Genomic DNA, 25,834 nt, shown 5'->3' with positions numbered 1-25,834 from the left:
CATTTATTTGGTATAACTAATTTTTTTAACTTTCTATAGATAATTACTTTACTTTTATTTTTTTGTCTTTAGTGATAACGATTCTACTCCAAGCGTTTTCTGCTTTTAAATATAAAGATTTATAAGCAGCAACCAGACCTCCAAAAAACTGTAGAAATGCAATTAAAGCAAAACCTAACATTCCCCAAGTTTTTTCTGCAGTTAATATTAATTCGCTTTGAGGTATGTAATACCTTCTTTCTACATAAACTCCAACAACCATAAGTATAAATAAGATACAGTAAATGATTAGTGGTTTTACAAACGGACTCATAAAGCCTTTAACTGCTACTTTTGCAGTAGGAATGTAAGGAACTTTTTTATTGATTAACGCTAAAAGAAATGCATAGGTAAATACAGGCCAACAAGAGTATTTTAAGACCATACCTCTCCAATGAATTCCTCTTTCTGTTTTGGTATCACATAGAAAACGTTGTGCATGTGCGTAAACTAAAATGGCTATTAACACAATTGGAGCGCCAAGTACAAGAAACTCTGTAAAATCCATACTAGCAGGACTTATTTTTGTTGTAAAAAATAAAACGGGTACAAAAACAAAAAATGCAGTCATTGGCCCTACTAAATAGTAAGTTCCTATTGAAAAATAAGACAATTTTTGCCAAAAGCTTAAAGTTTTAAAGGCTCTAGGCATTTCATCAAAAAGCATTTCAAATACACCTCTTGCCCATTTTAGTTGTTGTTTACAAAAAGATGTAAAATCTTCTGGAACCAAACCACGACTTACAATTACAGGATTATATACAGATTCCCATCCTTTTGAATGAATTCTAATAGAAGTATTTAAATCTTCAGATAAACCAGTGGCATGACCCCCAATACTTTCTAAAGCTTTTCTTCTAAACGTACAATTAGCGCCAATAGCAACAGCACCTCCATACCCATATAAAGCCATTTGAGTTGGGCCATAAAAGGTGTAAGTTTGTTCTGCAGCTGCTTGTGCAGTGAATGAACGAAACATATTATAATATCCTTGACTTACTTGAACAAATCCTATTTTTTCATCTTGAAAAAAACCTAAGGTTTGATCTAAAAAATTAGGAAACACAATATGATCTGGATCTAAAACTAAAATAAATTCTTCTTTAGTTATCTTTAAGGCTTCATTAATTTTACCAGCTTTAGCCCCAGGTATATTTACTAAATTTAGCCAAACTGCCCCGTGTTTTTCTGCTAATTCTTTAAAAGCAACATCTTCTGTATCGTCTAATAAATAGGTTGTATGTGGGTAATTTAAATTTTCTAGCGCTTTAAGGGTGTTTTCAAACATCGATAAAGGCTCTCCAGGAGATGATGTTGTAAAAACAGCTACACTTAAATCTTTTTTAGGAACGGGTACTTCTTGGGGTTTTTTTATGCGTAAATAATTAATCCAAATTAAAGCAATTCTAATAACACCATAGCCAAAAAGTAAACTTAAAATTATGAACAGCGGAAAATTTTCTATGTGCTCTTTTCTAAACCACCATTCCATTAAGTTAAACATACTTAACAAACCTGCGAGTGTTAAGCCTAAAAATATAGCTTTATCTAAGCTAGTTACCTTTTTAGCTTGTTTAAATACCCATAAATCATCTCTTAATTTTGAATTCATTAAAATGTGAAATTTAATCCGAAGTTAATATTTTGTCTATTATAAAAAAACGTTTTTTGATCTATGTATGCAATTTTTGCTTTAAAACCTTTAGAAAAATTGTAGTTAATGCTTCCTGTATATTCTACAGGTGTAAAAGTGGCGTCATATAAACCACCAATTTCAAACTCATTAGTAGCTGTTAGTACAGGGTAAGGATTTCTAATATTACCAATAAAACCATAATTTACTTTTGTTTCAATAGATAATTTTTTTGTGACCTTGTAATTTAAAAGAAATAAACCTGAGTGAATTTCTTGTTCTTTGGGTGTAAAGTAAGGGTTATAAATACCTACTCCCTGATTGTCAAAGAAAAATAAAATTTCTTCAGAGTCTGTATAATTAAAGCTGTAACCAAATTGAAAACTAAATTTATTAGTTTTTATAGGTTGTGATAAAATCCAGGCACCCATGGATTGTATTTCGTTTTCATCTGTAAAAAATTGATGGTCATACCAAGCATGGAAAATGATCCATTTATTGTTATAATCTATTTCTGAAAAAAGACTTTTATAAGTAAGGTTAATTGAAGTACTAGCAATTGTACCAAGCAAACTATTTTTTGCTGCACCAATTTTTACAGAAGCTTTTTTAAATAGATTTTTTGTAAGGCTGATGCCTCCAATCCAATCAGATTTATCTGAATGATTTTCATACAAACCTCCAAATATGTTAGCTTTAAGCTTTATACTATTAAAATAAAACTGATTTTTTAACTTAAGAAGAAACGCTCCTTCTTTTTGAGGTGAAAAATTGTATCTTGATATTTCTAATTCTGGGCTTAAATATTTAGAAATATATTCACCAGTAGTTATATGTGTGGCAAAATAATCTAGAGGTTGAGAGTCGGTTTGGTACTCAAAATTAGTTTTTATATACGTTGCAGTTACAGATTCAATTTCTGATTCTAAATTTTTTGTATAATTTGTATTTGGGTAAATCTCATTAATTTTTCCAATTATCTTTCTAGATTTTTTTAGGTCTCCTTTCCAGTAATTGATATTGGCTTGCATTAATAGAAACTCTAAATCTTTAGAATTCTCATCTAAAAAATCAGATAAAATACTTTCTACCTTGTCTATTTCGCCAGTTTTATACAAAAACCGTGCATAATCTAATTGTAGATTTTTATCAGAGCTATTTATTGAAATGGCTTTTTTAAATTTCTTTTTTGCTTCTTTATGATTATTATTCATTGATAAAGCATAGGCATATAACCAATTGATATATAGGTTTTCAGAAAAACTATTGTAGTTTGTTTTAAAAAATGATATTGCTTTTTTGTATTCATTTCTAGAAATGAATTCTTTAGAAATTCTTAGTACATCTTCTGCATTTTTAACGCTAATGGAATCTTTTTTTAAAGAGGAGGATGTTTCCTTGTTTTGGGAAAAAGCTGTTGTATTAAAAAAAATAAAAAGGAAAAAAGCAGTAGTTTTAAAGACTTTACCTGCTCTCGTTAAAATCATGATTTTATAATTTTTTTTGGGTTTTAAACATAATACAAGATAAAAGCGTTTGAGATTTTCTCAATAAAAACAAATATATATATATTAATATTAATATTTACATTTAATTTTTAGATGAGTTTTTTACTTAGGCTTTATATATACTGCACTTATAAAGCACTAACAGTACCAAAATCTTTCCAAACATTTGCACTTTTATAAGTGTCAATTGATGATGAAGGTACCTTTAACGTTCCATTTGCGATATTAACAAACTCAAATACACTTGCATCTATAGTAAGAGGTGTCTCTATAGCAATAGATACATTTTGTAAACTACCACAATTGTAAAAAGCGCTATTACCAATACTTGTGATGCTATTAGGAATAATTACCTCTGTTAAGCTTGAACATTGGTAAAAAGTTTGTTCTGAGATACTTGTTATGGTATCTGGAATATCAATACTTGATAAACTAGAACAAAGACCAAAAGCAGTTTTTCCAATACTAGTTAATGTAGTAGGAAAGTTAACTTGAGTTAAACTACTACAAGCGTAGAAAGTGTTTTCTGGTAGAGTTGTTATCCCTTCTGGAATCGTAAATGTAGTTACACTATTGCAGCCACCAAAAGCACCATCTTTTATAGTGGTTACACTGCTAGGAATATTGATTTCTGTTAAGCTGTTACAATTCCAAAAAAGAGTAGCTTCAATAGTTGTTAATCCACTTGGTAAATCAAAATTCTTTAAGCTGAAACAGTTTCCAAAAGCGGCACTACCAATACCAGTTACACTATTTGGTAAACTGATGTTTTCTAAACTTGCGCAACCATAAAAAACAGCATTACCAATGTTAGTTACACTTGCAGGTATGGTAATATCTGTAAGATTAGAGCATTCATAAAACAAATTATCTGGTAAACTTGTAAAATTATCTGGTATTACAGCTTTTGTTAAGCCAACACACAAGCCAAAAGCAGAATCGCCAATACTAGTTACTGTATCTGGAATGGTAATTTCTTTTAAAATAGAACAAGAATAAAAAGCAGAAGCACCTATTGTAGTTATATGGCTAGGAATGGTGTAAGTTTCTATATTGTTACAAGCAAAAAAGGTAGCTTCAGGAATTGTAGTGTAGCTTGTAGGAAAAGTTACTGTAGTTAATGAGTTGCAATAACCAAAAACTGAAGTTCCCATATTTTCATTAGTTACACTATTTGGTATGGTAACATTATTTAAACTACTACAGTAATAAAAGGCAGAATTCCCTATACTTGTTATGCTAGAAGGTATCGTAATTGTCTCTAAGCTTTCACAACCAAAGAAAACATTGTCTGTTAAGGTATCTGTTGCTGCAGGTATATTAATTGAGGTTAAACTTTTACATTGGCCAAAAGCGGTATGTTCTATTTTTGAAACAGTATCTGGGACATCAATACTTGTTATTCTAGAAGAATCGTAAAAAGCAAGCTCTCCAATACTTGTAATACTTTCTGGTATAGTAACGCTTAATAAATCGTATGAGTATGCAAAACCTTCATTTGCAATACTAGTTACAGTATATGTTAAGTCAAACTGATTAACAGTTTCAGGTATTTCTAAAGCTCCTGTTGGGCCATCTGTTGTGTTTTTTTCTATGGATACTTCTTTAGCATCAGAACTTGTAATGATATATTTTAAATCGCCAATGGTAAACGGTGTTCCTACTTCAGGACCTGTTGGCGGAAATACTACAACACTAACAGTTGCTGTAGAAGAATCGCCATTACTATCGGTAATTGTATAGTCAAAAGTATCTGTTCCTTCAAAATCTGTTTGAGGTGTGTATTCTATACTATCATCTGTAGGATCATTAGGTGTTGCTGCTGTATTTACATTTACAGTACCATTAGTTGCAGAAGTTACAGAAATGGCACCCGAATTTGAACCATCATTTCCAAAACTATCATTATTAAGCACGTTAATATTTACAGACGTGTTTTGTTCTGTTGATGCGCTATCATCAACAGCATTAGGAATATCATTGGTATCTTCTATAGTTGTGGGCTTACTGCAAGATGTAATAAGTAAAGAAAACAAAATGGAAGCGTAAAATAATTTTTTCATTTTTGTAGGTTTAGGGGTATTAAAAGTATTCAAACAAAGGTATTTAAATATTCTTTATATCAAAATATTTTCATTTTTTTTTAAAATGATTTCAATTTTGATGCTTTACTTCTGTCGGAAATATATAGTAATTGGTACACCAGAAAAACTGTAAATTTCTCTAAGCTTATTTTCTATAAAGCGTTTATAAGGATCTCTTACATATTGAGGCAAATTACAGAAAAAGGCAAATTGAGGAGTTTGTGTAGGCAATTGCATACAATATTTAATTTTTACAAATTTTCCTTTTATTGCTGGTGGTGGATAGCTTTTAATAATATCTAACATTACATCGTTAAATTTGCTTGTAGATATTTTGTTTTTTCTGTTTTCAAATACTTCAACCGCAGTTTCAATAGCTTTAAACAAGCGTTGTTTGGTTAATGCAGATATAAAAACAATGGGTACATCTGTAAAAGGTGCAATTTGTTCTTTTACTTTAGCTTCGTAATCACGCATGGTATTGGTTTCTTTTTCAACTAAATCCCATTTATTAATTAAAATAACAACCCCTTTCCTGTTTTTTTCGGCCAACCAAAATATATTTTGATCTTGCCCCTCAAAACCACGAGTGGCATCAATCACCAAAATAATAACATCTGCATATTCAATAGAACGTACAGCACGCATTACAGAATAAAACTCTAAATCTTCTTTTACTTTTGATTTTTTTCGAATTCCAGCAGTATCAACCAAATTAAAATCAAATCCAAATCGGTTGTATTTTGTATCAATAGAATCTCTTGTGGTACCTGCAATATTGGTTACAATATTTCTGTCTTCGCCAATTAAAGCATTAATAAAAGATGATTTTCCTGCATTTGGTCTTCCAACAACAGCAAATCTAGGGAGTTCTTCTTTTTCTAAATCAATAACTTCTGGTTCTGGCATTTTTATGACTAATGCGTCTAATAAATCTCCAGTTCCTGAACCATTAATAGACGATATAGTATGGTAATCCCCTAAACCTAGGTTGTAAAACTCTACTGCATCTGCCTCTAACATGGCATTATCTACTTTGTTTACAGCCGTAAAAATTGGTTTTTTAACTTTACGTAATACTTTAGCAACTTCAGCATCCATTGGTGTTATACCATCTCTAACATCAACTACAAAAACAATAATATCTGCCTCATCAATAGCAAGCGATACTTGTTTTCTGATTTCTTCTTCAAAAATATCATCAGAACCAATAGCGTATCCACCAGTATCTATTACAGAAAATTCTTTTCCATTCCAGTCCGATTTTCCATAATGACGATCTCTAGTTACGCCACTCACAGAGTCTACAATTGCTTCTCTTTTTTGAACTAATCTATTAAAAAGAGTAGATTTTCCTACATTTGGTCTTCCTACAATGGCAACAATACTATTCATTTGAATTGAGATTTTTTGCAAAGATACAATTTACTGTACGATAATAGTTGTAATTTTAAAGGGTTATAGAATAGGTTTTTATGAATAAAAAAGTAAAGATTTTAATTGAGAAAAGAAATAGTGAGGTTTTTTTGCGACCAAGGTTTACGATTGATTTGAATGTAGGTAAGGATGAGGTGCTGCAACATTTTTACAATGAGTTACAAAAACAAAATCCTAAAATATCTGGAAATATTGTTGATGGACATATTTTTATATCAATTAGCAAAAAAGAAGATCATTTTTGGTCGCCACAATTGCATTTAGAGATTGTTGAAAAAACGTCTGAAACTGCTTTGTTAAAAGGGTTATTTGGTCCTAAACCCCAAGTTTGGACACTTTTTATGTTTATTCACTTTATAATTGGGTTTGGTTTTCTAGCCTTTTGTGTAATGTTGTACTCTAGAATTTCTTTAAAAGCATCTTTGTTTTTTCCAATACTGATGCTGATTACTTTACCACTAATTTGGATTTTGTTGTATTTTTTAGGGAAGATTGGGAAGAGTACAGGGAAAAATCAGATGAAAGATCTACACAACTTTATGCTAAAGGTAATTGAACATCAATTCTGATTGTATCCAAAACGTTTTAACTGATTTTTATCGCTTCGCCAATTTTTATTTACTTTTACGTAGAGTTCTATGAATACTTTTTTTTCAAAAAATTTTTCTAAATCTTTTCTAGCTTCGGCGCCCACTCTTTTTATTGCAGTTCCTTTATGGCCAATTAAAATTCCTTTTTGTGTATCTCTTTCTACCATAATTACAGAACGGATGCGAACAATGTTATCCTCTTCTATAAATTCTTCTGTTTCAACTTCTACAGCATAAGGAATTTCTTTTTTGTAGTGTATTAAAATTTTTTCACGAATCTTTTCATTTACAAAAAAACGCTCTGGTTTATCTGTAAGTTGATCTTTAGGATAAAAAGCAGGTCCTTCTGGTAATAATTCTTTTATTTTACTTAAAACTGCAGAAACGTTAAAACCTTCTAAAGCAGAAATTACAAATACTTCTGCATTTGGTACTTTATCTTTCCAATATTTTATTTTTTCTTCAACAACATCTTGAGAAGATTTATCAATTTTATTTAAAAGCAGCATAATTGGAATTTCACTATGGATGATTCTTTTAAAAAAAGCTTCATTTTTTAATTCCTTTTCACCAACTTCTACCATATAAATTAAGATATCTGCATCCTCAAATGCAGATTTTACAAAATCCATCATAGAAGATTGAAGTTCATAGGCAGGTTTAATAATACCAGGTGTGTCAGAAAATACAATTTGATATTCCTCTTCGTTTACAATTCCTAATATCCGATGTCTTGTCGTTTGTGCTTTTGGTGTAATTATAGATAATTTTTCACCAACTAAAGCATTCATTAAGGTAGATTTACCCACATTCGGATTTCCAATAATATTTACAAAACCAGCTTTATGTATCATATTGCAAAGATAATCGCTTTTTATAGTTTGTTAGAATTTAGGTGATTAAAAAATATTTAAAATAAAGTTTGGATAATACTTACTTTGTGTTGTATATTTGCAGTCAAAATCGCGGGATAGAGCAGTAGGTAGCTCGTCGGGCTCATAACCCGAAGGTCACTGGTTCGAGTCCAGTTCCCGCTACGAAATTATAAGTCAATCAATTGTATATCAAATGATTGACTTTTTTTATTCCCGAATAATTCCCGAATATATTTTTACCACTCTTTTTTTAGCTTTCTTGATTTCTATTGTTTTCTTGGGTTTTCATAGGTTATTTGTATTTTTTTTAAAAGTAGAGTACTTGACAACTTGTCAACCAATAAAATTAGAGTTTTATTTAAGCTATTGTTAAAGTTTGGTAATTGTCCTTTATATTTCTAATGTAAGGTTTCAGGCTAAAGAAATGGAAGAACATATAAAGCCTAAAATTTATTACTGTTATATTCTAAAAGGTCAAAGACTGTTGTAAAAAAATTAGACTTTCAATATTCAAATTATAAAACGCTCTACCCCAGTACCCAAAAAAATATTGAATTTCTTTTCAAGAAAGAGTCGTGTTAATCTAGTATAGACCCTAATCTCTCAATTTTTTTTAAAAATTTTGAACTGAATTGTATTTTAATTTATAAATGATAGTGCTAACTTCTTTTTTTGATAAACCAGTATCTAAAGAAATGTATTATCCTGATATAGGTTGACCTTTTTTTAGGTTTAATTTATACCGTTCAAATTATTTTTTTAGCCGTTTAGAAGGCAAAAAATAATTTAAACTAGTTTTGTTCTTAAATTTTAAGTTCAGTCAAATTTACATTATTTTTTCTATATGATTTATATTTGATATTTGGATTTAAATGTACTTCAGCAGGTTTTCTTAAATCAGGGCTCATATCTTTGTTATATTCAAAGATATCTAAATTTTCTATCTTTAGAATTAGAAATTGATAAACAAGACCAAGTAGCAAAATTGTATCTGGGCGAAATACATCTGTTGATGATATTGTGGACTTTAGGCTAATCTACTTGGTTTTAATTACATTTAAGTTTCAATAGTACTTAAGCACTAGTTTTACAAATTAGATGTTGCATAAAAAATGAGCGAAGACTCTTGTAATTTTTTGTTTATCCTAAAATATTAAAAGATGAATTTAAAGTATTCAGTAGGTTTAGATGTTTCGAGTAAAAAGATAGATGCTTTCATAAGTGTTATCGATCAAAGTCAAAGAGTAATTGTAAAATCTAGCAAAAAGATTTTAAACACAAAAAAGGGATTTGAGGATTTAGTAACTTGGATTTTAAAACATCAAAAAGATTCGATTCCATTAGTAATATGTATGGAAGCTACAGGTATTTATCACGAAAACTGTGCTTATTTTTTGTATGAAAAAGGATTTACAGTTTCTATTATTTTGCCAAATAAGGCAAAAAAATATTTAGACTGTTTGGGTTTAAAATCTAAAAACGATTCTATTGATGCCAAAGGATTATCACAAATGGGGGCTGAACAATGTTTAGAAGCTTGGGAACCTATGGGTGTTTTTTTCTATGAATTGCGTTTATTAACAAGACAACGTCAAAATCTCACGGAATTAAAAACAATTATTAAAAATCAATTGGATGCTTTAAGTCACGCAATGCATCAGCTAGCTTCTGTTACAGCACAATTAAAAGAAAATATTAGTTTGTTTGAATCACAAATTAAAGAATTAGATAAAGCGATTTTAGAACATATAACGTCAGATAAAGAAGTTTTAGAAAAAGTTGAAAATATTTGCACTATCAAAGGTTTAGGTATTTTAACAACTTCGGTAATTCTTGCAGAAACGAATGGATTTACACTATTCAATAATTACAAACAAGTAGTCTCTTATGCAGGTTTTGATGTGGTTGAAGCACAATCTGGAACTAGAGTTGGAAAGACAAAAATATCGAAAAGGGGAAATTCCAGAATCCGACGAGCCTTGTATATGCCTTCTTTAGTTGTTATTCAATGTGAAGTACAACAATTTAAAGATTTATATGATAGAACTTATAAAAAGCACGGAATTAAGATGAAAAGCTATGTTGCTGTTCAGAAAAAGCTATTAACAATGATTTATTATTTATGGAACAAAAACGAAGCATATGATCCAAACTATAAGGTGAAATTCCAAGAAGAGGAGCAGGAGCTTTACTCTCTGTTTGCCTTTGAAAAAGGCATAAAAAGTAGCCCCAATAAAATTGAGGCTACACAAGGTAAACTTCCAGTGAATGATCACAGTGTGTTTCCTCTCTGTTAAAACAAAAATAATGAAAAATTAATAGAATAAAATTAGGAATTAAAGATAGTACCTAAAATGAGTTCTCAAATTGTTGTAAATATAGACAGCTTGTTGAGTCATTTTTTGAGCTAATTCAGTGTTTTTAATGTTTTGTTTTAATCCATATTCATATTTAAGTGTTCTGTTAATTCGTTCAGCGACAGCATTTTCATACGGGTCGTATTGTTCAGTCATGCTCATTATAATTCCATTTTTTTCAACGAATTGAGTGTATTTAGGATTGCAGTACTGGAACCCTCTATCAGAATGATGAATCAGTTTTTCATTCGGGTATTTTCTATTTTTAATAGCCATAGCAAGTGCATCTTTACAAAGTGATGTCCTCATATGATTATCGAGTTTGTATCCCATAATTTGTTTAGAATATGCATCTGTTACAATGGCTAAGTAATTGTGTCCATTTTCCGTTTTAGTGTAGGTTATATCGCTAACCCACAGTTGTTCAGGTCTAGAAGGTACTTGGTTTAGAGTTCGGTTTTTATACTTTCTAAATTGATGGTTTGAGTTTGTAGTTGTTACATAGTTTTTAAGTTTAGGAACCAATAGGTTGTGTAGTCTTAACACATCATAAAACTTGTCTCGACCTATTTTGATGTTTTGGTTAATAAAGTCTTGTTTTAGTTCTTTATAGAGCTTAATACCACCAGTTCTCATACCTACTAATTTACGATAATCCTGTACCATTACAATAATTTTCTGATGGTTTATTTGCTTGTTTTCTTGTGTTTTAAGTCTTTTGTAATAGGCTTGTTTACTAATCCCAAAATATTCATAGAACCACTTGACTTTAAAAGGTTTTTCTTTTTTAGTTCTATCTCTTTTGCTAATATTTTGGGTAACGACTTTTTTGCCAAATCGACTCCAGTAATGATTTCCATATCAGCAATAATATCTTGTTGAAATTCCTTTACAAACTCCAATTCTTCAATACTTTCCTTTAGTTTTTTAATTTCATCTAATTTACTCATACCAGTATTTTGTTGGACTAAAGTACTGTATTTTTTGATCCAATAAGATATAGTTGTTCTAGGAACCTCATATTTTTTTGAAGCAAAGTTTGTAGAAATCTGACCATTTTGAATTTGGTCAACGACGAATAGTTTGGTCTCTAAAGTTACTTTTTGGTACTTTTTTTTCTGCCAGTGTTGTTTTTGGTTTTTCATAAGTGACTATAATTAAGTGTTTAATTTTTAGTCAACCCATTTCAGGAAAGTACATTTCGCAAATGTGCTACAACGTCTAGTATATGAAAAGTAGGCGATTTGAAGCACCAAAATTTCGGTTAAGCACAATGTTTGATAAGAGCCAGAAGCTTTGATTATATTACTGTTTCGCCTATTTTTTATATATATTGTTGTATGCCGTTTTTATTCTTTTAGACCGCCAAGTCATCTTCAATTGGTTCATTACTATCCTTGTTCTTTCTCTCCAAAAGGGCAAAACCAAAAGTCAATACTCCTACACGACCTACAAACATTAGGACAATGACCATTACTTTTCCAATTGATGATAATTCTCCTGTAATCCCCGTACTTAGTCCAACAGTCCCAAGAGCAGAGGCAACTTCAAAGAGAATTTTTTCGAAATCAAAATTTTCAGTAAACGACAACAAGAAAGAGAATAGAAATATTACGCTGGTGTAAAGAATGAATGTAGAGGTTGCAACATAAAGTCGCTCAAATGGAATAATCCTTCCTAAAAACGAGATACGTTTTTGCCCAGCTAACCTACTTTTAAGAACTGAAATCATTGCAGTCAGGGTTGTTATTTTCATTCCACCTGCTGTTCCTGAAGGCGAAGCACCTATATACATCAGAAATGTAACGCATAATAAAATAGGCAAACTTAGTCCACCTGTTGGAATAGTGTTAAAGCCAACTGTTGTCATTGCAGTCATTGCTTGAAAGAATGATTCAGCCATTCTGGAATTTGAATTCTGTACACTAGGTTCTGCGAAATAAACAAGTGTTGTACCTATAAATAAAAGTAGAACAAACCCATAGGTTACTATCTTAGTAGTAAATGATAGGCGTTTCGACTTTCGTTTGAATCGGTACCAGAAATCAGTTATAACAATGAAGCCAAGTGAACCCGCAATTGCGAGAACTGAAATAATAGTATTGAGAAAACCATTGTCGCTGTAGCCTTCAAAACTGTCATTAAATAGACCAAATCCTGCTGTACAGAATGCTGAAACGCTGTGAAATATGGAAAACCAAATAGCTTTTATTGTCTCCATCCCTTCTTGTTTAAAAGCGATAAAGAAGCAAATTGCACCCAATACTTCCATTACAGCAGTAAAAACAATTACACTTTTAATGAAGTCTTTGATTTTAATGGTCTTTGGTAGTGTGAATTCTGCCCCGATTATTTTATTGTGCCAATGTGTTATGTTTTTGGTTGTAAATAGCAGGTAATAAGTAGTCAGAGTCATATATCCTATTCCACCAACTTGAAATAAACCCATTACAATAAGTTGTCCGAAAAAATTATATGAATCGTAAACACTTACTGTTACAAGTCCTGTAGTGGAAATGGCAGAGGTAGAAATAAACAGATTGTCAAGAAAACCGACACTTGTTCTATGAAACAAAGGAATGCTTAGTAGTCCAAATCCAACTAGCGTATACAGAAAAAACCCCCAAACTAAATTCATTTGTGGGGACTTGCTGATTTGGAATTTCTTGTACCAAGTCAAGAATTTTTCGATTATGTTTTTTTTATCTGTCATTGTCTTTGTTCAAATGGCATACAACGTTTATGTGTATTATTTGTTGCGTAAATTTAGCGAAAAAAATAGTTTATTAAACTAAAACTTTAGCGTTTCCGAGGTTTTTCGTAAGAAAAACCAGAAAAAGCAATAAATTTTACACGGTGTTATGTTTTGTTGTGATACGTTTGAGTAAGTAAGTTCAGATTCCGTTTTCATTTTTTTTCCTATTTTTAATTTCCTTTTTTGAGCTTTTTTTATTTATTATTTCTGTTAAATTCCTTTTTCAGAGTTAATTCTTACGTTTAGGTTCCGTTTTGATTTTTAATTCGCACGAAATTTTTCCTAAATTAATTTTTTTACATAACTTCAAGAATTCCAAAGTAGAGAAAATTCCCGCGTAAAATTTTCGCCCTGATTTGACTTTTTCAAAATTCGCGTGAGACTGTTCAGCATTTTTTCCTGCGTTTAGATTTTCCTTGTATTATCCTGAAATAGGTTGACCTTTTTTTTAGGTTTAATTTATACCGTTCAAATTATTTTTTTAGCCGTTTAGAAGGCAAAAAATAGTTTGAACTATGTCTGTTCTTAAATTTTAAGTTCAGTCAAATTTACATTATTTTTTCTGTATGATTTGTATTTGATATTCGGATTTAAATGTACTTCAGCAGGTTTTCTTAAGTCTAGGCTAAAAAGTGTTCTTAAATTATTGTAAATAAAAACGGCTTGTTTTGCAGTTTCTTGAGCAATAGATTTATTTTTCATCAGATTTCTTAGCCCATATTCATATTTTAAAGTTCTATTAATTCTTTCCGCAATTGCATTTTCGTATGGATCATATTGTTCAGTCATACTCATAATTATTCCATTTTCTTCAGCAAATGCAGTGTATTTAGGATTACAATATTGAAACCCTCTATCAGAATGATGAATCAGTTTTTCATTCGGGTATTTCCTATTTTTAATAGCCATAGCAAGTGCATCTTTACAAAGTGATGTCCTCATATGATTATCGAGTTTGTATCCCATAATTTGTTTAGAATATGCATCTGTTACAATGGCTAAGTAATTGTGTCCATTTTCCGTTTTAGTGTAGGTTATATCGCTAACCCACAGTTGTTCAGGTCTAGAAGGTACTTGGTTTAGAATTCGGTTTTTATACTTTCTAAATTGATGGTTTGAGTTTGTAGTTGTTACATAGTTTTTAAGTTTAGGAACCAGTAGGTTGTGTAGTCTTAACACATCATAAAACTTGTCTCGACCTATTTTGATGTTCTGGTTAATAAAGTCTTGTTTTAGTTCTTTATAGAGCTTAATACCACCAGTTCTCATACCTACTAAATTACGATAATCCTGTACCATTACAATAATTTTCTGATGGTTTATTTGCTTGTTTTCTTGTGTTTTAAGTCTTTTGTAATAGGCTTGTTTACTAATCCCAAAATATTCATAGAACCACTTGACTTTAAAAGGTTTTTCTTTTTTAGTTCTATCTCTTTTGCTAATATTTTGGGTAACGACTTTTTTGCCAAATCGACTCCAGTAATGATTTCCATATCAGCAATAATATCTTGTTGAAATTCCTTTACAAACTCCAATTCTTCAATACTTTCCTTTAGTTTTTTAATTTCATCTAATTTACTCATACCAGTATTTTGTTGGACTAAAGTACTGTATTTTTTGATCCAATAAGATATAGTTGTTCTAGGAACCTCATATTTTTTTGAAGCAAAGTTTGTAGAAATCTGACCATTTTGAATTTGGTCAACGACGAATAGTTTGGTCTCTAAAGTTACTTTTTGGTACTTTTTTTTCTGCCAGTGTTCATTTTGTTTTTTCATAAGTGACTATAATTAAGTGTTTAATTTTTAGTCAACCCATTTCAGGAAAGTACATGGTCATAATTTTTGCCAACGGTTTTGTATATAAAAAGTAGCAGAATAAAAATGCTATTATTTTCAATTTATAAATGAAAATAGCAGAAAAGCACAAACTTTTAAGTTGGCGTTTAACTGCTATTTTTTATATACGTGGTTGTGGTTTGTATTTTAATAATCTATCCACCAAACTCTAGTCCTTTTATATTTACAATTCTTGACTTTTTCAACCACATATATATAATCAAATATCTCATTATAGGTTTCAATAACTTTTAGTTTTTTTATTTTAATTCCTTCTTTTATGATTGAATCGTGTATTTGTTTTCCACTTCTCCATAGATTGTTAACAGATGTAAATTTTATAGATCTAATTTTTTTATCAACTATAGTGTCTATTGCATTATATCTATCAATATTAAACAGATTTTTGTCTATTTTATAGTACTTAATTTTATCAACATTAATAATACTGTCTTTAGTCTTATCAAATAAAATATATTTTGTGCTTTGGCTTAAAGCTAAAGAAGTCGTCATTAAAAAAAATAACAAAAAAGTATTTTTATTGACATTCTTTATTTCCATTTGCTTTTTCATACGTTATAGTTTGTAATATTTGTTGTTGTTCTGATGTTGTTAGTTTTTGCCAAGCTTGAGTATATATAAGTTGATGATTATTATTCGGGTCTTTAATTTCGGAAAGTCCTTCCCAAGCCAATGCATTATAATAAGAATCAGTATGTTGCCCGTTATCAAAATGCTTTAATCCTTTAGCAATAGTTTCTCTGTAAAAAGCAGCCATTTGTTCATGATTCCAATTTTTACCATGGACTCTCATATAGTCATAAACACCTGGGAAATCACTTTGACTTACAGTACCCCCATTACGATAAGCAAATTCCCATAATCTTGCATGTATTGATTCGTGTATAAGAGTTCTTGCATTAGTAAGTGCAGTATTTATATTTTCTGAACGATTACTATTAATACTAATTATAAATGTATTATTAGTGCCATTTTGAAAAGGTGTAGATGTTGTACCATTAGTAAGGTTTCCTAAAGAATCAGACATTTGAAGTATGAGATTAAATTGTGAAGGTTTGTTACTATCATTAAAATTTTCTAATATCCAATTTATATTTCCTTTATTATCAACCATTTTTTCGTAGATACATTTTGCTTTACCTTCTAGTTGGTTATCTATACTAATAATTTCTTCTTCTACAATTCTAGTCTCACCAGAACTTCCACCACCACCTTCGCCATTTGTATCACATACTTGATAGCTAATAGTATTATAATCATAAGTACAGCTAATAATTTCTGTGGTATTGGTTTCGTGGTAATACCAAAACCAACAAGATTCTGTTACAATAGTTTCTGTATGCATTTCGCAATCAGTTGGCATTCTATAAAATACATTATCATCATTTTTCTTCTTTTCATAAATGGTATACTGTTTGCTTGATTTTATACCATTATTAAACTTATCTAAAGAGATAAGATTTTTATCTAAATCATAAAGCGTTATAAAACCATTAAAATTTCCAATATTGAAATAAGATAAATTTTGAAAGTCAGGGATATTCTTTTTAATGTCTTGTGCAAAATAATGAACAATACTTACAGTTAATTTGTTGTCAGGACTTATAAAAGCTAATAATCTATCATTAGACATAGAGGTACTTTTATCCAATTCTTTTTGTTTTACTATTCGAAAAGGAATTTCTATATATTCTTTATCATTATTATACAGAATTTTAGCTTCATCCCATAAAGGTTTTTTCTTTAGGTTAGAAAATTCTTTTTGATTAAATTCCGTTTTGTAAATAGATTTTACTTTTTCAAGATTAATTGATGCAGTGTTTTCAATAAGCACTTCATCTTTTTCACAATTCCATAGCAACAAAGAAATCCCAAAGAATAGAATTCCGATTTTAAGTAATTTGGTTAGATTGATTTTTTCTGTTTTCATATTGGTTAAATTTAAAGATTAATATTCAATTTTTGTTAATAAACAAGCCGTAAATTTTTTTAGTTGTCAATTCAGCCAGTAAATTGGCGAATATAAACCACAACGTTATTGTATATGAAAAGTAGTAGAATAAAATGCTATTAACTTCCAGTTAATAAATTAAAATAGCAGAAAAGTAAAAACATTGAAGCTTACACTTAACTGCTATTTTTTATATACGTGGTTGTGGTTTGTATTTTATTCTTTCATTATTGGATACATTTTCCATAAATTATAATTACAATCGTTTAATTTTTCAATAAATATTAGTGAATGTGGTGGAGTTTTATTCCAAATTTTATGCTTACTAATATCTTCAACATTGTAATAATTTAATTTATTTATGTTAGATACTTTAACAGGTTCTCCAATAGATTTAAATTCATAATAATATTCGTTTGGTATTGGCTCTAAAATTATTAATTCATCATCATTATTTTTTTTAGTATTTTTTTTAAAACCATTATTTCTTTTTTCAAAAAATATAATTTTGATTTGTAAATTTTGACTTGTTTTCTTTAAAGCATAAAGATTTTTACCCTTTACTTTGTCAATTTTCACATATATTTCACTTTTTTTTTGACTGAAAGAGATTAAACTATTTAAAATTATAATTAAGCAAATTATTTTTTTCATTTTTTTGAGAATTTAATTACAAATTTCACTCCCTTGAGAGTTAAAGTTTCGAATGGTATTATTTATATTTAACGTGTCAGATTTTAAATCTTTCCAAGCTACCGTGTTTTTAAGCCCAGTCCATGCAAGAGAAGTATATACGTCTGGTGATAAACCAACCAGGTTCAAACTGTTCTAAATAATTACTAATTGTTGATATATAGTGTGACGCCATTTGCTGATGCTGCATGCCATTAACACCATATTTACTATAATAATAAAAAATGCCTGGATAGTCACCTTGAGATAGTTTTTGAGTCCATTCACTTTTAGTTAAACCATTTAAGTCACCACCATTATCAAGTATGGACATAATTTTTCTAAACATTTCTGCATGAATAGTTTCATGAATAAATGTTCTAGCAATGGATAAATTTGGACGATTTAAATTATTTTCATTTATATCTATTGTTATAACATAATTTGATGGGGGATAAGTTTTTGCATTTATGTTATTAGGTAATGAACTACTGTTTCTTAGCCTTAAATGACTTACAGGGAATTCACCATCAAAATTTTTAATCATATTTTTATACCCACTACTTACATTTTTTAATTTTTCAAATACACACTTTGCTTTACCTTCTAACTCTTCATCTAATATTTCAACAATTTCTTCTTCAACAATTCTGGTCTCACCAGCACTTCCACCACCACCTTCGCCATTTGTATCACATACTTGATAGCTAATAGTATTATAATCATAAGTACAGCTAATAATTTCTGTTGTGTTGGTTTCGTGGTAATACCAAAACCAACAAGATTCTGTTACAATAGTTTCTGTATGCATTTCGCAATCAGTTGGCATTCTGTAAAATACATTATCATCATTTTTCTTCTTTTCATAAATAGTATACTGCTTGTTTGATTTTATACCATTGCTAAATTTATTTAAAGAGATAAGATTTTTATCTAAATCGTAAAGTGTTACAAAACCATTAAAATTTCCAATATTGAAATACGATAAATTTTGAAAGTCTGGGATACTCTTTTTAATGTCTTGTGCAAAATAATGAACAATACTTACAGTTAGTTTGTTGTCAGGACTTATAAAAGCTAATAATCTATCATTAGACATAGAGGTACTTTTATCTAATTCTTTTTGTTTTACTATTCGAAAAGAAATTTCTATATATTTTCTATCATTATTATACAGAATTTTAGCTTTATCCCATAAAGGTTCTTTCTTTAGGTTAGAAAATTCTTTTTGATTAAATTTCGTTTTGTAAATAGATTTTGCTTTTTCAAGATTAATTGATGCAGTGTTTTCAATAAGCACTTCATCTTTTTCACAATTCCATAGCAACAAAGAAATTCCAAAGAATAGAATTCCGATTTTAAGTAATTTAGTTAGATTGATTTTTTCTGTTTTCATATTGGTTAAATTTAAAGATTAATATTCAATTTTTGTTAATAAACAAGCTGTAAATTTTTTTAGTTTTCAATTTAGCCAGTAAATTGGCGAATATAAACCACAACGTTTATGTATAAGAATAGTTGCGGGTTTGTATGCGAGGATTTTCCGAAGGAAAATCAGACGTTACAAACACGCAACGAACTTTGATTAAGCACTAAACCGCAATTATTTTTATACGGTGTTGGGTGCAGTTTTTTAATATTTATTCAGCCATTCTTTCAGATTGAAATAGTCTTTTAAGTCTATTTGTTCTTTCAGAATAGATGCTGCATCTTTAGCAGGTTTTGTAAATGTACTTGTAGTAACAATTATACTTTTAGAAGGTTGTTTGAAACTATGAACTCCAGCAACTTCTCTAATTATTCCAACACCAACTTTATTTTCAGGTGAATATTTTTTGCACTCGACTAATATTAAAAAACTGGTTATTGCATTTTTAAATTCCGCAATTATATCAGTTCCACCATCTCTAGTCGCTTGTGTTAATTGAACATCAAGTCCCATATCTTCAAGAATACTTGCTACCAATTCTTCAAATCGTCTTGGTGTTAAGTCGTGTAGTTTTTCGGGATGCTTTTTTAAATACCTTTTTACTTCATCGTTAATGTCAGTTATTATTAAACTTGATTTTTCAGTACTTGTATCATCATCAGAATATAATTCTTCTCTAAATTCTCCGCTTTTTATTAGTTCAGATAATTTTGAGTTTATTCTTGATTCGGCAATTTCTTTACTGTCCATCGAAGCTTCAACTTCAATTGCTCGATATTCTCCATCGCTATCCAATGCCATAATAACATAAGCCCAATCGCTGTCGATTTTGTCTTTTATTATTGTTGCAATTAGATTATTTTATTTGTCCTCAAACCACTTTTTTTCGGTTCCAAACAATGTAGATATTGGGTTTTTTTCAAAACTGTAAGAATTGAACTTTTCTTCGGTTATAGACTGTATTTTCATTTTATTACTGATGTTTCTTAAAATTGCACCCAACGTGATTGTGTATGCTTTGTTGCGTTGGTTTAGCGTAAATTTAGCAAATAAAAACTGAATAGAAAATCCGCGAGGATTTTCGTAAGTTGGCTAAAAGAAAGCAATAAAATATACACGGTGTTGTAAAACGTTTTTTTTATCGATTGGGATTTCAATAAATTCCGAAATCACTTTACCATTTTTAGAGTTTATCTTAATCACTTTCGATTGGTTATTTTTCAGTTTGCTTTTTAATGTCCAAGTCAGTTTCCTTTTCTCATAATCAATGTCCCAGTAACATATTTCATTCAGTCCGTTTTCATTTCCGATTTCAAGTGCTTTTTTCAAGTCAATTTTGGTTTTATTCTGTAAAACTTTTAAATAAGGTTCTAAAATTTCCTGAATGTCTTTTTTATTCCAAGGTGTTGTGCAATTAAGATTAAAAGGAAATCCCAATTCCGTTAAAATTAGGTTTTCGTCCATCACTTTATAATTTAACCATAATTGAGTAGCTGGAAAATTAGATTTATTAAATTCATCTAAAGTCAATCTTTCAAATCTGTCTTCATTTTCATTATAAACTTCAATTAAGGTTTCTGATTTCTCAAACTTGAAGTTATTATCTAAAATTTGTTTTCCAATTGCAAATCTTAATTTTTCATTAGCGCTATGTTCTGCACAATAAATTATTCCGTTGATGAAGTTTTGTGAGTTAGAAACTCCAAAATTCAGAACTAATAAAATTGTTAGCAGGATTTTCATTCAAATGTTTTACAACGTTGTTGTGTAAGATTAGTTGCGTGTTTCAAGCAACTAATTTACTAGATTAATCACGAACGGCGAAATTCCGAAGGAATTTCCCAAGTGAGCTTTTACTAGCAATTAATTTTACACGGTGTTGGCAACTGTACTTTATTCTTTTATTATTTGTACGATAACATCTTCGTGAAGTTCAATTGAATCTTTAAATTTATCAACGTCTCTAATTTGTCCAATATCATATATCAAGAATATTAAATTTCTAAATTTAGTTTTATAGGCTAAAATGTCATCATTAATTTGAGCAATTAGTAATTTTTCATCTTTTTTACAAAGTTTAATTTCAATCGCTAAATCTAATTTCTCAATGCTAAAATCAGGAACATATTGTTTTGAAGAATATTCAATATGAGGAAATTCTCGAGCGTAATTTATATCATTCGCAATTAATAAATCTTCGTATTTATCTTGAACTTGCTTTTCTTTAGTTGGTGTTTCTCTAATTAATTTACGAAGTTTCTTTTCTCCCAAATTTATGATTTGAATTAAATCACTTGCTTCTTCAGCTGTATTGTCGCCATTATAAACTTCACTTATTTCACTTGCTTCTAAATGGTCTTTTGAAGCTAATATTAATCCTTTTGCAGTTTCTAATTGACTTAAGTATGCGCTATGATGTCTTCTTTCAATTGCTCCCTCAACATCCCAATCTTGGATTAACATTCGACCAGTTTCTCTCCAACTCAAATGTTGCAAAGTTTGATAGTAGGTAGAATTTTGTCCAAACACTTCTTTCAGTAACCTTAAAGTGTTTGATAGCCATCTAATATGTTCAGCTGAATTACTTTTCAGAACTTTTAAATTGCCTATTTCCTCAATTGCCAAATTCAAAGAATTTAAAGCCTCTTCTTTATTCCAATTTTTCATTCAGAGTTCAGTTTTTGGGTATTGTTGCCAACGTTTATGTGTATTATTTGTTGCGTAAATTTAGCGAAAAAAATAGTTTATTATACTAAAACTTTAGCGTTTCCGAGGTTTTTCGTAAGAAAAACCAGGAAAAGCAATAAATTTTACACGGTGTTATGTTTTGTTGTGATACGTTTGAGTAAGCAAGTTCAGATTCCGTTTTCATTTTTTTTCCTATTTTTAATTTCCTTTTTTGAGCTTTTTTTTATTTCTGTTAAATTCCTTTTTCAGAGTTAATTCTTACGTTTAGATTCCGCTTTGATTTTTAATTCGCGCGATATTTTCCCCAATTATTTTTTTTCCAAAACGTCAAGAATTCCAAAGTAGAGAAAATTCCCGCGTAAAATTTCCGCTTTGATTTGATTTTTTAAAATTCGCGAGAGACTGTTCAGCATTTTTTTCCAGCGTTTAGATTTTCCTGAGCAATAAAACATAACGTTTATGTATAAGAATAGTTGCGGGTTTGTATGCGAGGATTTTCCGAAGGAAAATCAGACGTTACAAACACGCAACGACCTTTGATTAAGCACTAAACCGCAATTATTTTTATACGGTGTTGTACAACGTTTTTTATTTTATTATTTCTCCGATTAAGTCTTTGTCAATTTTCTCGGTGTTTAACTTTATATAATTATATGATTTGACTTTTAAGTCATTAAGTTCAATTATCAAAACTCTGTTTTTATACGAGTAGACAATTCCGTTGTTAAAAGTCAGATAATCAGTTCCAAATTCAGATTCCAATTCCGTTTTTGAAAGTCCGACAAGATTTGCTTTTCCTAAATCAGAATCATTGTTAAATACCTCAAATTCAATTAAGGTTTCTGTTTTGTCGTCATATCGGTGTTTATTTTGTCCGTATTTAAAAACTGTAATTCGGTCAATTCTATTTGAGTTTAAATTTTCATTATGATAGTAATAATTATAAAAAATAGAATCAGAAACGTTTGGATGTAAATGATATTCCATTCCGTTCGTGACGCTTGTTGTAACGTTTCTACTTTTCTTTTCCTTAAATTCCTGCAAATCAATTGGGTTTTCAAGAAAGGAAGTTAGTTTTACATTTTCGGACGGTTTTTTGACTTTTTCAATTTTCAATTCCGTTGAGTCAATTATAATTTCAACTTTTTTAGTTTCTTTTTCAGTCACATTTTTGCAACTTATAAAAACTAAAAATAATATGGTCAAAATTCTGATTTTCATTGGTCTGTCAAATGTTGTACAACGTTCTAGGCTATGTTTTAGTTGCGGTTTAGTTTAGCTAAAAATAAGCAAAAAAAGTCAAACAACTTTGTGCCTGCGTATTTTTCCGAAGGAAAAATAAAGCAGCAATTAAATATAGGCATTGTTGTAAATAGTGCTTTTTATAAGATTTATTATTCATTTTGTTTTCAATTTTGTCCAAATTCAGAGTTTGAGAGAAAATTCCGCAAAGATTTTCAATTCCCCAAGATGCTAAATTCCATTTTTTCATTCACACGCTTTGCTAAGATTCCCACGTTTTGCAATTCCGAGTTTGAGTAAATTCCAACATTTTTAATTCTCAATTTATTCAAAATTCAAGGTTATCGAGAGTCTGTTCAGCAATTTTTTAAATTCCATTTTTAGAGCGTTTCAAAATTCACACAATTTGCTCAAATTCCACCATTTTTAAAACTCCAACTTTCAAGAGTCTGAGTGGATTCACGCATTATTTACAACGTGTTTATATATGGTTTGTTGCGTGGTTTAAGCAACTAATTTAGTAAATAATTACAGACCAAGAAAATCCGAGAGGATTTTCGTAAGTAAGTAAAAAGCCAGCAATAAATTATATATGTTGTTGGCAAATCGTTTTATTTAAAATTGATAACCGATTATTCTTTCCTTTATTTCATACTTTTTGTCAAATATGAAAATAACCATATAACTTCCTGCTCCATCACTATTTTGCATTGTTAATATTATTTCTCCTTTCTCGTTTAAGTAACAAATTGTATAGCAGTACAAATCATCATTGTCATTTAGGCATTCAATTGTTGGTTCAAACAAATCATTGTAATGTTTTTTAGGTATTTCTATTCTTTTGTCATTAACTATTAAATAGAATTCTGATATTTCTTTTCTCGGAATATTTCCGTCAGTTCCATAAATATCTTTTCCGTCAATTTTTTCAAGAAATTTACCACTAGAATCAAATTTTAGTTCTCTTTTATTTGGTTGAAATTCAGTTGTTTTAATTACGATTTTAGTATTTCCGTTTATGAGTTCTATTGATTTGTTGTCAATTAGTTTAGATTCAAATTTTGGATAATTAAATTCCAATAAAGTAAATAAATCATCTTTCAAAAATTCTTTTGAGACAATACTGTCAAATTCTAATTCAGTTTCAGGGTGAAAAAGTTTTACTTTAAAGTATTCTCCGTTATTTATTAATTCAGTAGGTTTTTCAACTTTCTGTTCAACCTTCTGTTCAACTTTTTTTTCACTTTGTTTAATTTCAATTGGTTCCTTTTTTCCTTTTGTTTGGCAAGAAATTAAAATTAATGTTATAAGTAAAATTTTTATTTTCATAAAGTTGCTCTTAAATGTTTGCCAACGTTGTTGTGTAAGGAAAGTTGCGTGGTTTAAACAATAAAGTTAGTAAATAAAACACGAACCAAGAAAATCCGCTAGAATTTTCGTAAGTAGGCTTTTACCAGCAATTTTTTTTACACGGTGTTATGTGTTGTTATTTTAGAATAGAGAATATCCAAATACTATTGATAATGTTTTATATTCTGCAAAAAAATCAAAATTAGATAATAGTTGTCTTGGTGTTTGATACCTTAACTCTATGCTGAATTTATCATTATACTTATAACCTAAACCAAAAGCCATATTAAATGGTGTTTCAATTTCTAATAAATCGATTTGTGGATTATTTAAACCAAAATCATAAATTACAGAAGCATTTATAAAAATTTTAGAATTATCATTTAAAAAGAAGTAGTGCCTTACACCAGTATGAAGTTCAATTGAACTATAATTAATAATTACATTTCTATTTGATTCTTCTATAAAACTTTGATAAGTAGGTTCAATTAAAAGTGACCATTTATTTTTATAAAAAGGAAGAATAAATTCTGCTTCTATTCCAAAACCAAAACCTAGTTCGTTTTTAATATTAGTATTCCTATAATTAGATGCTAATGAAGAACTATTTAAACGAGGTCTGATAGTCAAATTAAATAAATCTTTTTTTTCTTTTTTTTCAAAGTTGATATATTCTTCATTATTACAGCTGTTATAGTTTACAAAAAAATTAACCAAATCTGATTTTTTGTAATTTAACTTTTCTACTCTGTTCTTTTTGATGTTAGCGCATTTCAAATTATTCCATAATTGATTTCTAAACCTATTATTTGTTCGAATTTCATTTTCAGGAGTTGTATAACTTTTAAAAACTAATTGCTCAATATTAGATTCTCCTATGCTGTAAAAATATCTTGGCAAGTTACCATCAACGTAACTATACAAAGTAGATTTTCCTTCGACTAATACTCTTAAAAAGAGTTCTTCTTTTTGAAATGCAGCTTTTCTTTGATTATCTAATTCGTCAGCCTTGTTACTAGACCTATCAATTTTTACGAGGCTTTTCACATATTTTAAAATGTTAGGAATCCCAAATTCTTTAACTGATTTTATAGTTTTTTCATTTAATTCGCTATTTTCAGTTAGTTTATATTTGAATTTAGTTGGATTACTTTCCCAATCAATATTTTTAATTAAACATTTAATTTTTTGATTATTATTATCAATGTAATATCCATTTTCAAAAGAAATTTGAGAGTAGCAATTAAAACTTAAAATTGTGGTTAAAAGAAATAGTAGTTTTATTTTCATCATTATTTTATTTTGTTAATATTTAAATTGTTGAATGTTTAATAACACATAACGTTTACGTGTATTATTTGTTGC

23 protein-coding genes and 1 tRNA gene are annotated in these 25,834 nt (G+C 29.2%); 3 read left to right on the top strand and 21 right to left on the bottom strand.

Features of this window, described 5'->3' with window-relative positions:
• Positions 1–43 precede the first annotated feature (43 nt).
• The 4 genes from SJY27_RS08815 to der all read right to left on the bottom strand — a co-directional run bounded on the left by SJY27_RS08815 (position 44) and on the right by der (position 6,659).
• Complete coding sequence (locus SJY27_RS08815; protein ID WP_397447889.1) at positions 44–1,651, bottom strand: glycosyltransferase family 2 protein; 1,608 nt, start codon at positions 1,649–1,651, stop codon at positions 44–46.
• The gene (locus tag SJY27_RS08810) at positions 1,651–3,159 is read right to left on the bottom strand and encodes a tetratricopeptide repeat protein (RefSeq protein ID WP_397447888.1); all 1,509 of its coding nucleotides are present in this window, start codon (positions 3,157–3,159) and stop codon (positions 1,651–1,653) included. Before SJY27_RS08810 ends, SJY27_RS08815 begins: the two co-directional genes overlap by 1 nt.
• 149 nt (positions 3,160–3,308) lie before the next feature.
• A complete protein-coding gene (locus SJY27_RS08805) occupies positions 3,309–5,243 on the bottom strand; it encodes a leucine-rich repeat protein (RefSeq protein ID WP_397447887.1) in 1,935 nt (644 codons plus the stop codon).
• A gap of 105 nt (positions 5,244–5,348) precedes the next feature.
• Positions 5,349–6,659, bottom strand: a complete 1,311-nt coding sequence (gene der / locus SJY27_RS08800) for a ribosome biogenesis GTPase Der (RefSeq protein ID WP_397447886.1) — start codon at positions 6,657–6,659, stop codon at positions 5,349–5,351.
• An 80-nt stretch (positions 6,660–6,739) separates the two neighbouring features.
• On the opposite strand from der, the gene SJY27_RS08795 reads away from it, so the two are divergent.
• The gene (locus SJY27_RS08795; RefSeq protein ID WP_397447885.1) at positions 6,740–7,270 is read left to right on the top strand and encodes a GTP-binding protein; all 531 of its coding nucleotides are present in this window, start codon (positions 6,740–6,742) and stop codon (positions 7,268–7,270) included.
• Here SJY27_RS08795 and era read toward each other — a convergent pair.
• Positions 7,261–8,145: a GTPase Era gene (gene era / locus SJY27_RS08790; protein ID WP_397447884.1), complete on the bottom strand. Its 885-nt coding sequence runs from the start codon at positions 8,143–8,145 to the stop codon at positions 7,261–7,263. The genes SJY27_RS08795 and era overlap by 10 nt on opposite strands.
• 110 nt (positions 8,146–8,255) lie before the next feature.
• On the opposite strand from era, the gene SJY27_RS08785 reads away from it, so the two are divergent.
• Both SJY27_RS08785 and SJY27_RS08780 read left to right on the top strand, forming a co-directional pair.
• Positions 8,256–8,328, top strand: a tRNA-Met gene (locus SJY27_RS08785).
• 998 nt (positions 8,329–9,326) lie between these two features.
• Positions 9,327–10,463, top strand: coding sequence for an IS110 family transposase (locus SJY27_RS08780; RefSeq protein ID WP_397447883.1), 1,137 nt, complete (start codon positions 9,327–9,329; stop codon positions 10,461–10,463).
• Between the two features lie 39 nt (positions 10,464–10,502).
• On the opposite strand, the gene SJY27_RS08775 is transcribed toward SJY27_RS08780, so the two are convergent.
• The 16 genes from SJY27_RS08775 to SJY27_RS08700 form a co-directional block, all read right to left on the bottom strand.
• Positions 10,503–11,264 carry an IS3 family transposase gene (locus SJY27_RS08775; RefSeq protein WP_397447912.1) on the bottom strand — a complete coding sequence of 254 codons (762 nt, stop codon included), beginning with the start codon at positions 11,262–11,264 and terminating at the stop codon, positions 10,503–10,505.
• Entirely contained in the window at positions 11,210–11,668 is a 459-nt protein-coding gene (locus SJY27_RS08770; protein ID WP_397447882.1) for a helix-turn-helix domain-containing protein, read from the bottom strand. Before SJY27_RS08770 ends, SJY27_RS08775 begins: the two co-directional genes overlap by 55 nt.
• A 212-nt stretch (positions 11,669–11,880) precedes the next feature.
• The gene (locus SJY27_RS08765; protein WP_397447881.1) at positions 11,881–13,236 is read right to left on the bottom strand and encodes a TrkH family potassium uptake protein; all 1,356 of its coding nucleotides are present in this window, start codon (positions 13,234–13,236) and stop codon (positions 11,881–11,883) included.
• Positions 13,237–13,803: 567 nt separating this feature from the next.
• Complete coding sequence (locus SJY27_RS08760; protein WP_397447911.1) at positions 13,804–14,652, bottom strand: IS3 family transposase; 849 nt, start codon at positions 14,650–14,652, stop codon at positions 13,804–13,806.
• On the bottom strand, positions 14,598–15,056 hold the full coding sequence (locus SJY27_RS08755) for a helix-turn-helix domain-containing protein (RefSeq protein ID WP_397447880.1): 459 nt from the start codon (positions 15,054–15,056) through the stop codon (positions 14,598–14,600). Before SJY27_RS08755 ends, SJY27_RS08760 begins: the two co-directional genes overlap by 55 nt.
• 207 nt (positions 15,057–15,263) lie before the next feature.
• The gene (locus SJY27_RS08750; protein ID WP_397447879.1) at positions 15,264–15,689 is read right to left on the bottom strand and encodes a hypothetical protein; all 426 of its coding nucleotides are present in this window, start codon (positions 15,687–15,689) and stop codon (positions 15,264–15,266) included.
• Positions 15,655–17,067 (bottom strand): hypothetical protein, encoded by a 1,413-nt coding sequence (locus SJY27_RS08745; RefSeq protein WP_397447878.1) that lies wholly within the window; start codon positions 17,065–17,067, stop codon positions 15,655–15,657. The genes SJY27_RS08750 and SJY27_RS08745 overlap by 35 nt, the downstream gene beginning before the upstream one ends.
• Before the next feature lie 237 nt (positions 17,068–17,304).
• Positions 17,305–17,742, bottom strand: a complete 438-nt coding sequence (locus SJY27_RS08740; RefSeq protein WP_397447877.1) for a hypothetical protein — start codon at positions 17,740–17,742, stop codon at positions 17,305–17,307.
• Between the two features lie 109 nt (positions 17,743–17,851).
• Positions 17,852–19,156, bottom strand: a complete 1,305-nt coding sequence (locus SJY27_RS08735) for a hypothetical protein (RefSeq protein ID WP_397447876.1) — start codon at positions 19,154–19,156, stop codon at positions 17,852–17,854.
• A gap of 237 nt (positions 19,157–19,393) precedes the next feature.
• Complete coding sequence (locus SJY27_RS08730; protein ID WP_397447875.1) at positions 19,394–19,990, bottom strand: restriction endonuclease; 597 nt, start codon at positions 19,988–19,990, stop codon at positions 19,394–19,396.
• A gap of 291 nt (positions 19,991–20,281) precedes the next feature.
• Positions 20,282–20,932: a hypothetical protein gene (locus tag SJY27_RS08725; RefSeq protein ID WP_397447874.1), complete on the bottom strand. Its 651-nt coding sequence runs from the start codon at positions 20,930–20,932 to the stop codon at positions 20,282–20,284.
• 150 nt (positions 20,933–21,082) lie between these two features.
• A complete protein-coding gene (locus SJY27_RS08720; RefSeq protein WP_397447873.1) occupies positions 21,083–21,856 on the bottom strand; it encodes a hypothetical protein in 774 nt (257 codons plus the stop codon).
• A gap of 609 nt (positions 21,857–22,465) precedes the next feature.
• Entirely contained in the window at positions 22,466–23,098 is a 633-nt protein-coding gene (locus SJY27_RS08715; protein WP_397447872.1) for a hypothetical protein, read from the bottom strand.
• 58 nt (positions 23,099–23,156) lie between these two features.
• Complete coding sequence (locus SJY27_RS08710) at positions 23,157–23,369, bottom strand: hypothetical protein (protein ID WP_397447761.1); 213 nt, start codon at positions 23,367–23,369, stop codon at positions 23,157–23,159.
• Between the two features lie 365 nt (positions 23,370–23,734).
• Positions 23,735–24,448, bottom strand: coding sequence for a hypothetical protein (locus SJY27_RS08705; RefSeq protein WP_397447871.1), 714 nt, complete (start codon positions 24,446–24,448; stop codon positions 23,735–23,737).
• Between the two features lie 162 nt (positions 24,449–24,610).
• Positions 24,611–25,762, bottom strand: coding sequence for a tRNA modification GTPase (locus SJY27_RS08700; RefSeq protein WP_397447870.1), 1,152 nt, complete (start codon positions 25,760–25,762; stop codon positions 24,611–24,613).
• Positions 25,763–25,834 lie beyond the last annotated feature (72 nt).

This window comes from Polaribacter sp. R77954 (assembly GCF_044595335.1).
Classification (GTDB): Bacteria; Bacteroidota; Bacteroidia; order Flavobacteriales; family Flavobacteriaceae; genus Polaribacter.
Note: the sequence above shows the minus strand (reverse complement) of the source record. Positions and strands in the feature narration are given on the sequence as shown.

What these genes read in the sequence shown, in the direction of transcription:
- SJY27_RS08715 (WP_397447872.1), bottom strand. Translation starts at nt 23,098, where the DNA reads ATGAAAATCAGAATTTTGACCATATTATTTTTAGTTTTTATAAGTTGC.
- SJY27_RS08735 (WP_397447876.1), bottom strand. Translation starts at nt 19,156, where the DNA reads ATGAAAACAGAAAAAATCAATCTAACTAAATTACTTAAAATCGGAATT.
- SJY27_RS08710 (WP_397447761.1), bottom strand. Translation starts at nt 23,369, where the DNA reads ATGAAAAAATGGAATTTAGCATCTTGGGGAATTGAAAATCTTTGCGGA.
- SJY27_RS08815 (WP_397447889.1), bottom strand. Translation starts at nt 1,651, where the DNA reads ATGAATTCAAAATTAAGAGATGATTTATGGGTATTTAAACAAGCTAAA.
- SJY27_RS08730 (WP_397447875.1), bottom strand. Translation starts at nt 19,990, where the DNA reads ATGGCATTGGATAGCGATGGAGAATATCGAGCAATTGAAGTTGAAGCT.
- SJY27_RS08705 (WP_397447871.1), bottom strand. Translation starts at nt 24,448, where the DNA reads ATGAAAATAAAAATTTTACTTATAACATTAATTTTAATTTCTTGCCAA.
- SJY27_RS08810 (WP_397447888.1), bottom strand. Translation starts at nt 3,159, where the DNA reads ATGATTTTAACGAGAGCAGGTAAAGTCTTTAAAACTACTGCTTTTTTC.
- SJY27_RS08740 (WP_397447877.1), bottom strand. Translation starts at nt 17,742, where the DNA reads ATGAAAAAAATAATTTGCTTAATTATAATTTTAAATAGTTTAATCTCT.
- SJY27_RS08720 (WP_397447873.1), bottom strand. Translation starts at nt 21,856, where the DNA reads ATGAAAAATTGGAATAAAGAAGAGGCTTTAAATTCTTTGAATTTGGCA.
- der (WP_397447886.1), bottom strand. Translation starts at nt 6,659, where the DNA reads ATGAATAGTATTGTTGCCATTGTAGGAAGACCAAATGTAGGAAAATCT.
- era (WP_397447884.1), bottom strand. Translation starts at nt 8,145, where the DNA reads ATGATACATAAAGCTGGTTTTGTAAATATTATTGGAAATCCGAATGTG.
- SJY27_RS08805 (WP_397447887.1), bottom strand. Translation starts at nt 5,243, where the DNA reads ATGAAAAAATTATTTTACGCTTCCATTTTGTTTTCTTTACTTATTACA.
- SJY27_RS08780 (WP_397447883.1), top strand. Translation starts at nt 9,327, where the DNA reads ATGAATTTAAAGTATTCAGTAGGTTTAGATGTTTCGAGTAAAAAGATA.
- SJY27_RS08765 (WP_397447881.1), bottom strand. Translation starts at nt 13,236, where the DNA reads ATGACAGATAAAAAAAACATAATCGAAAAATTCTTGACTTGGTACAAG.
- SJY27_RS08755 (WP_397447880.1), bottom strand. Translation starts at nt 15,056, where the DNA reads ATGAAAAAACAAAATGAACACTGGCAGAAAAAAAAGTACCAAAAAGTA.
- SJY27_RS08750 (WP_397447879.1), bottom strand. Translation starts at nt 15,689, where the DNA reads ATGAAAAAGCAAATGGAAATAAAGAATGTCAATAAAAATACTTTTTTG.
- SJY27_RS08745 (WP_397447878.1), bottom strand. Translation starts at nt 17,067, where the DNA reads ATGAAAACAGAAAAAATCAATCTAACCAAATTACTTAAAATCGGAATT.
- SJY27_RS08770 (WP_397447882.1), bottom strand. Translation starts at nt 11,668, where the DNA reads ATGAAAAACCAAAAACAACACTGGCAGAAAAAAAAGTACCAAAAAGTA.
- SJY27_RS08700 (WP_397447870.1), bottom strand. Translation starts at nt 25,762, where the DNA reads ATGATGAAAATAAAACTACTATTTCTTTTAACCACAATTTTAAGTTTT.
- SJY27_RS08725 (WP_397447874.1), bottom strand. Translation starts at nt 20,932, where the DNA reads ATGAAAATCCTGCTAACAATTTTATTAGTTCTGAATTTTGGAGTTTCT.
- SJY27_RS08795 (WP_397447885.1), top strand. Translation starts at nt 6,740, where the DNA reads ATGAATAAAAAAGTAAAGATTTTAATTGAGAAAAGAAATAGTGAGGTT.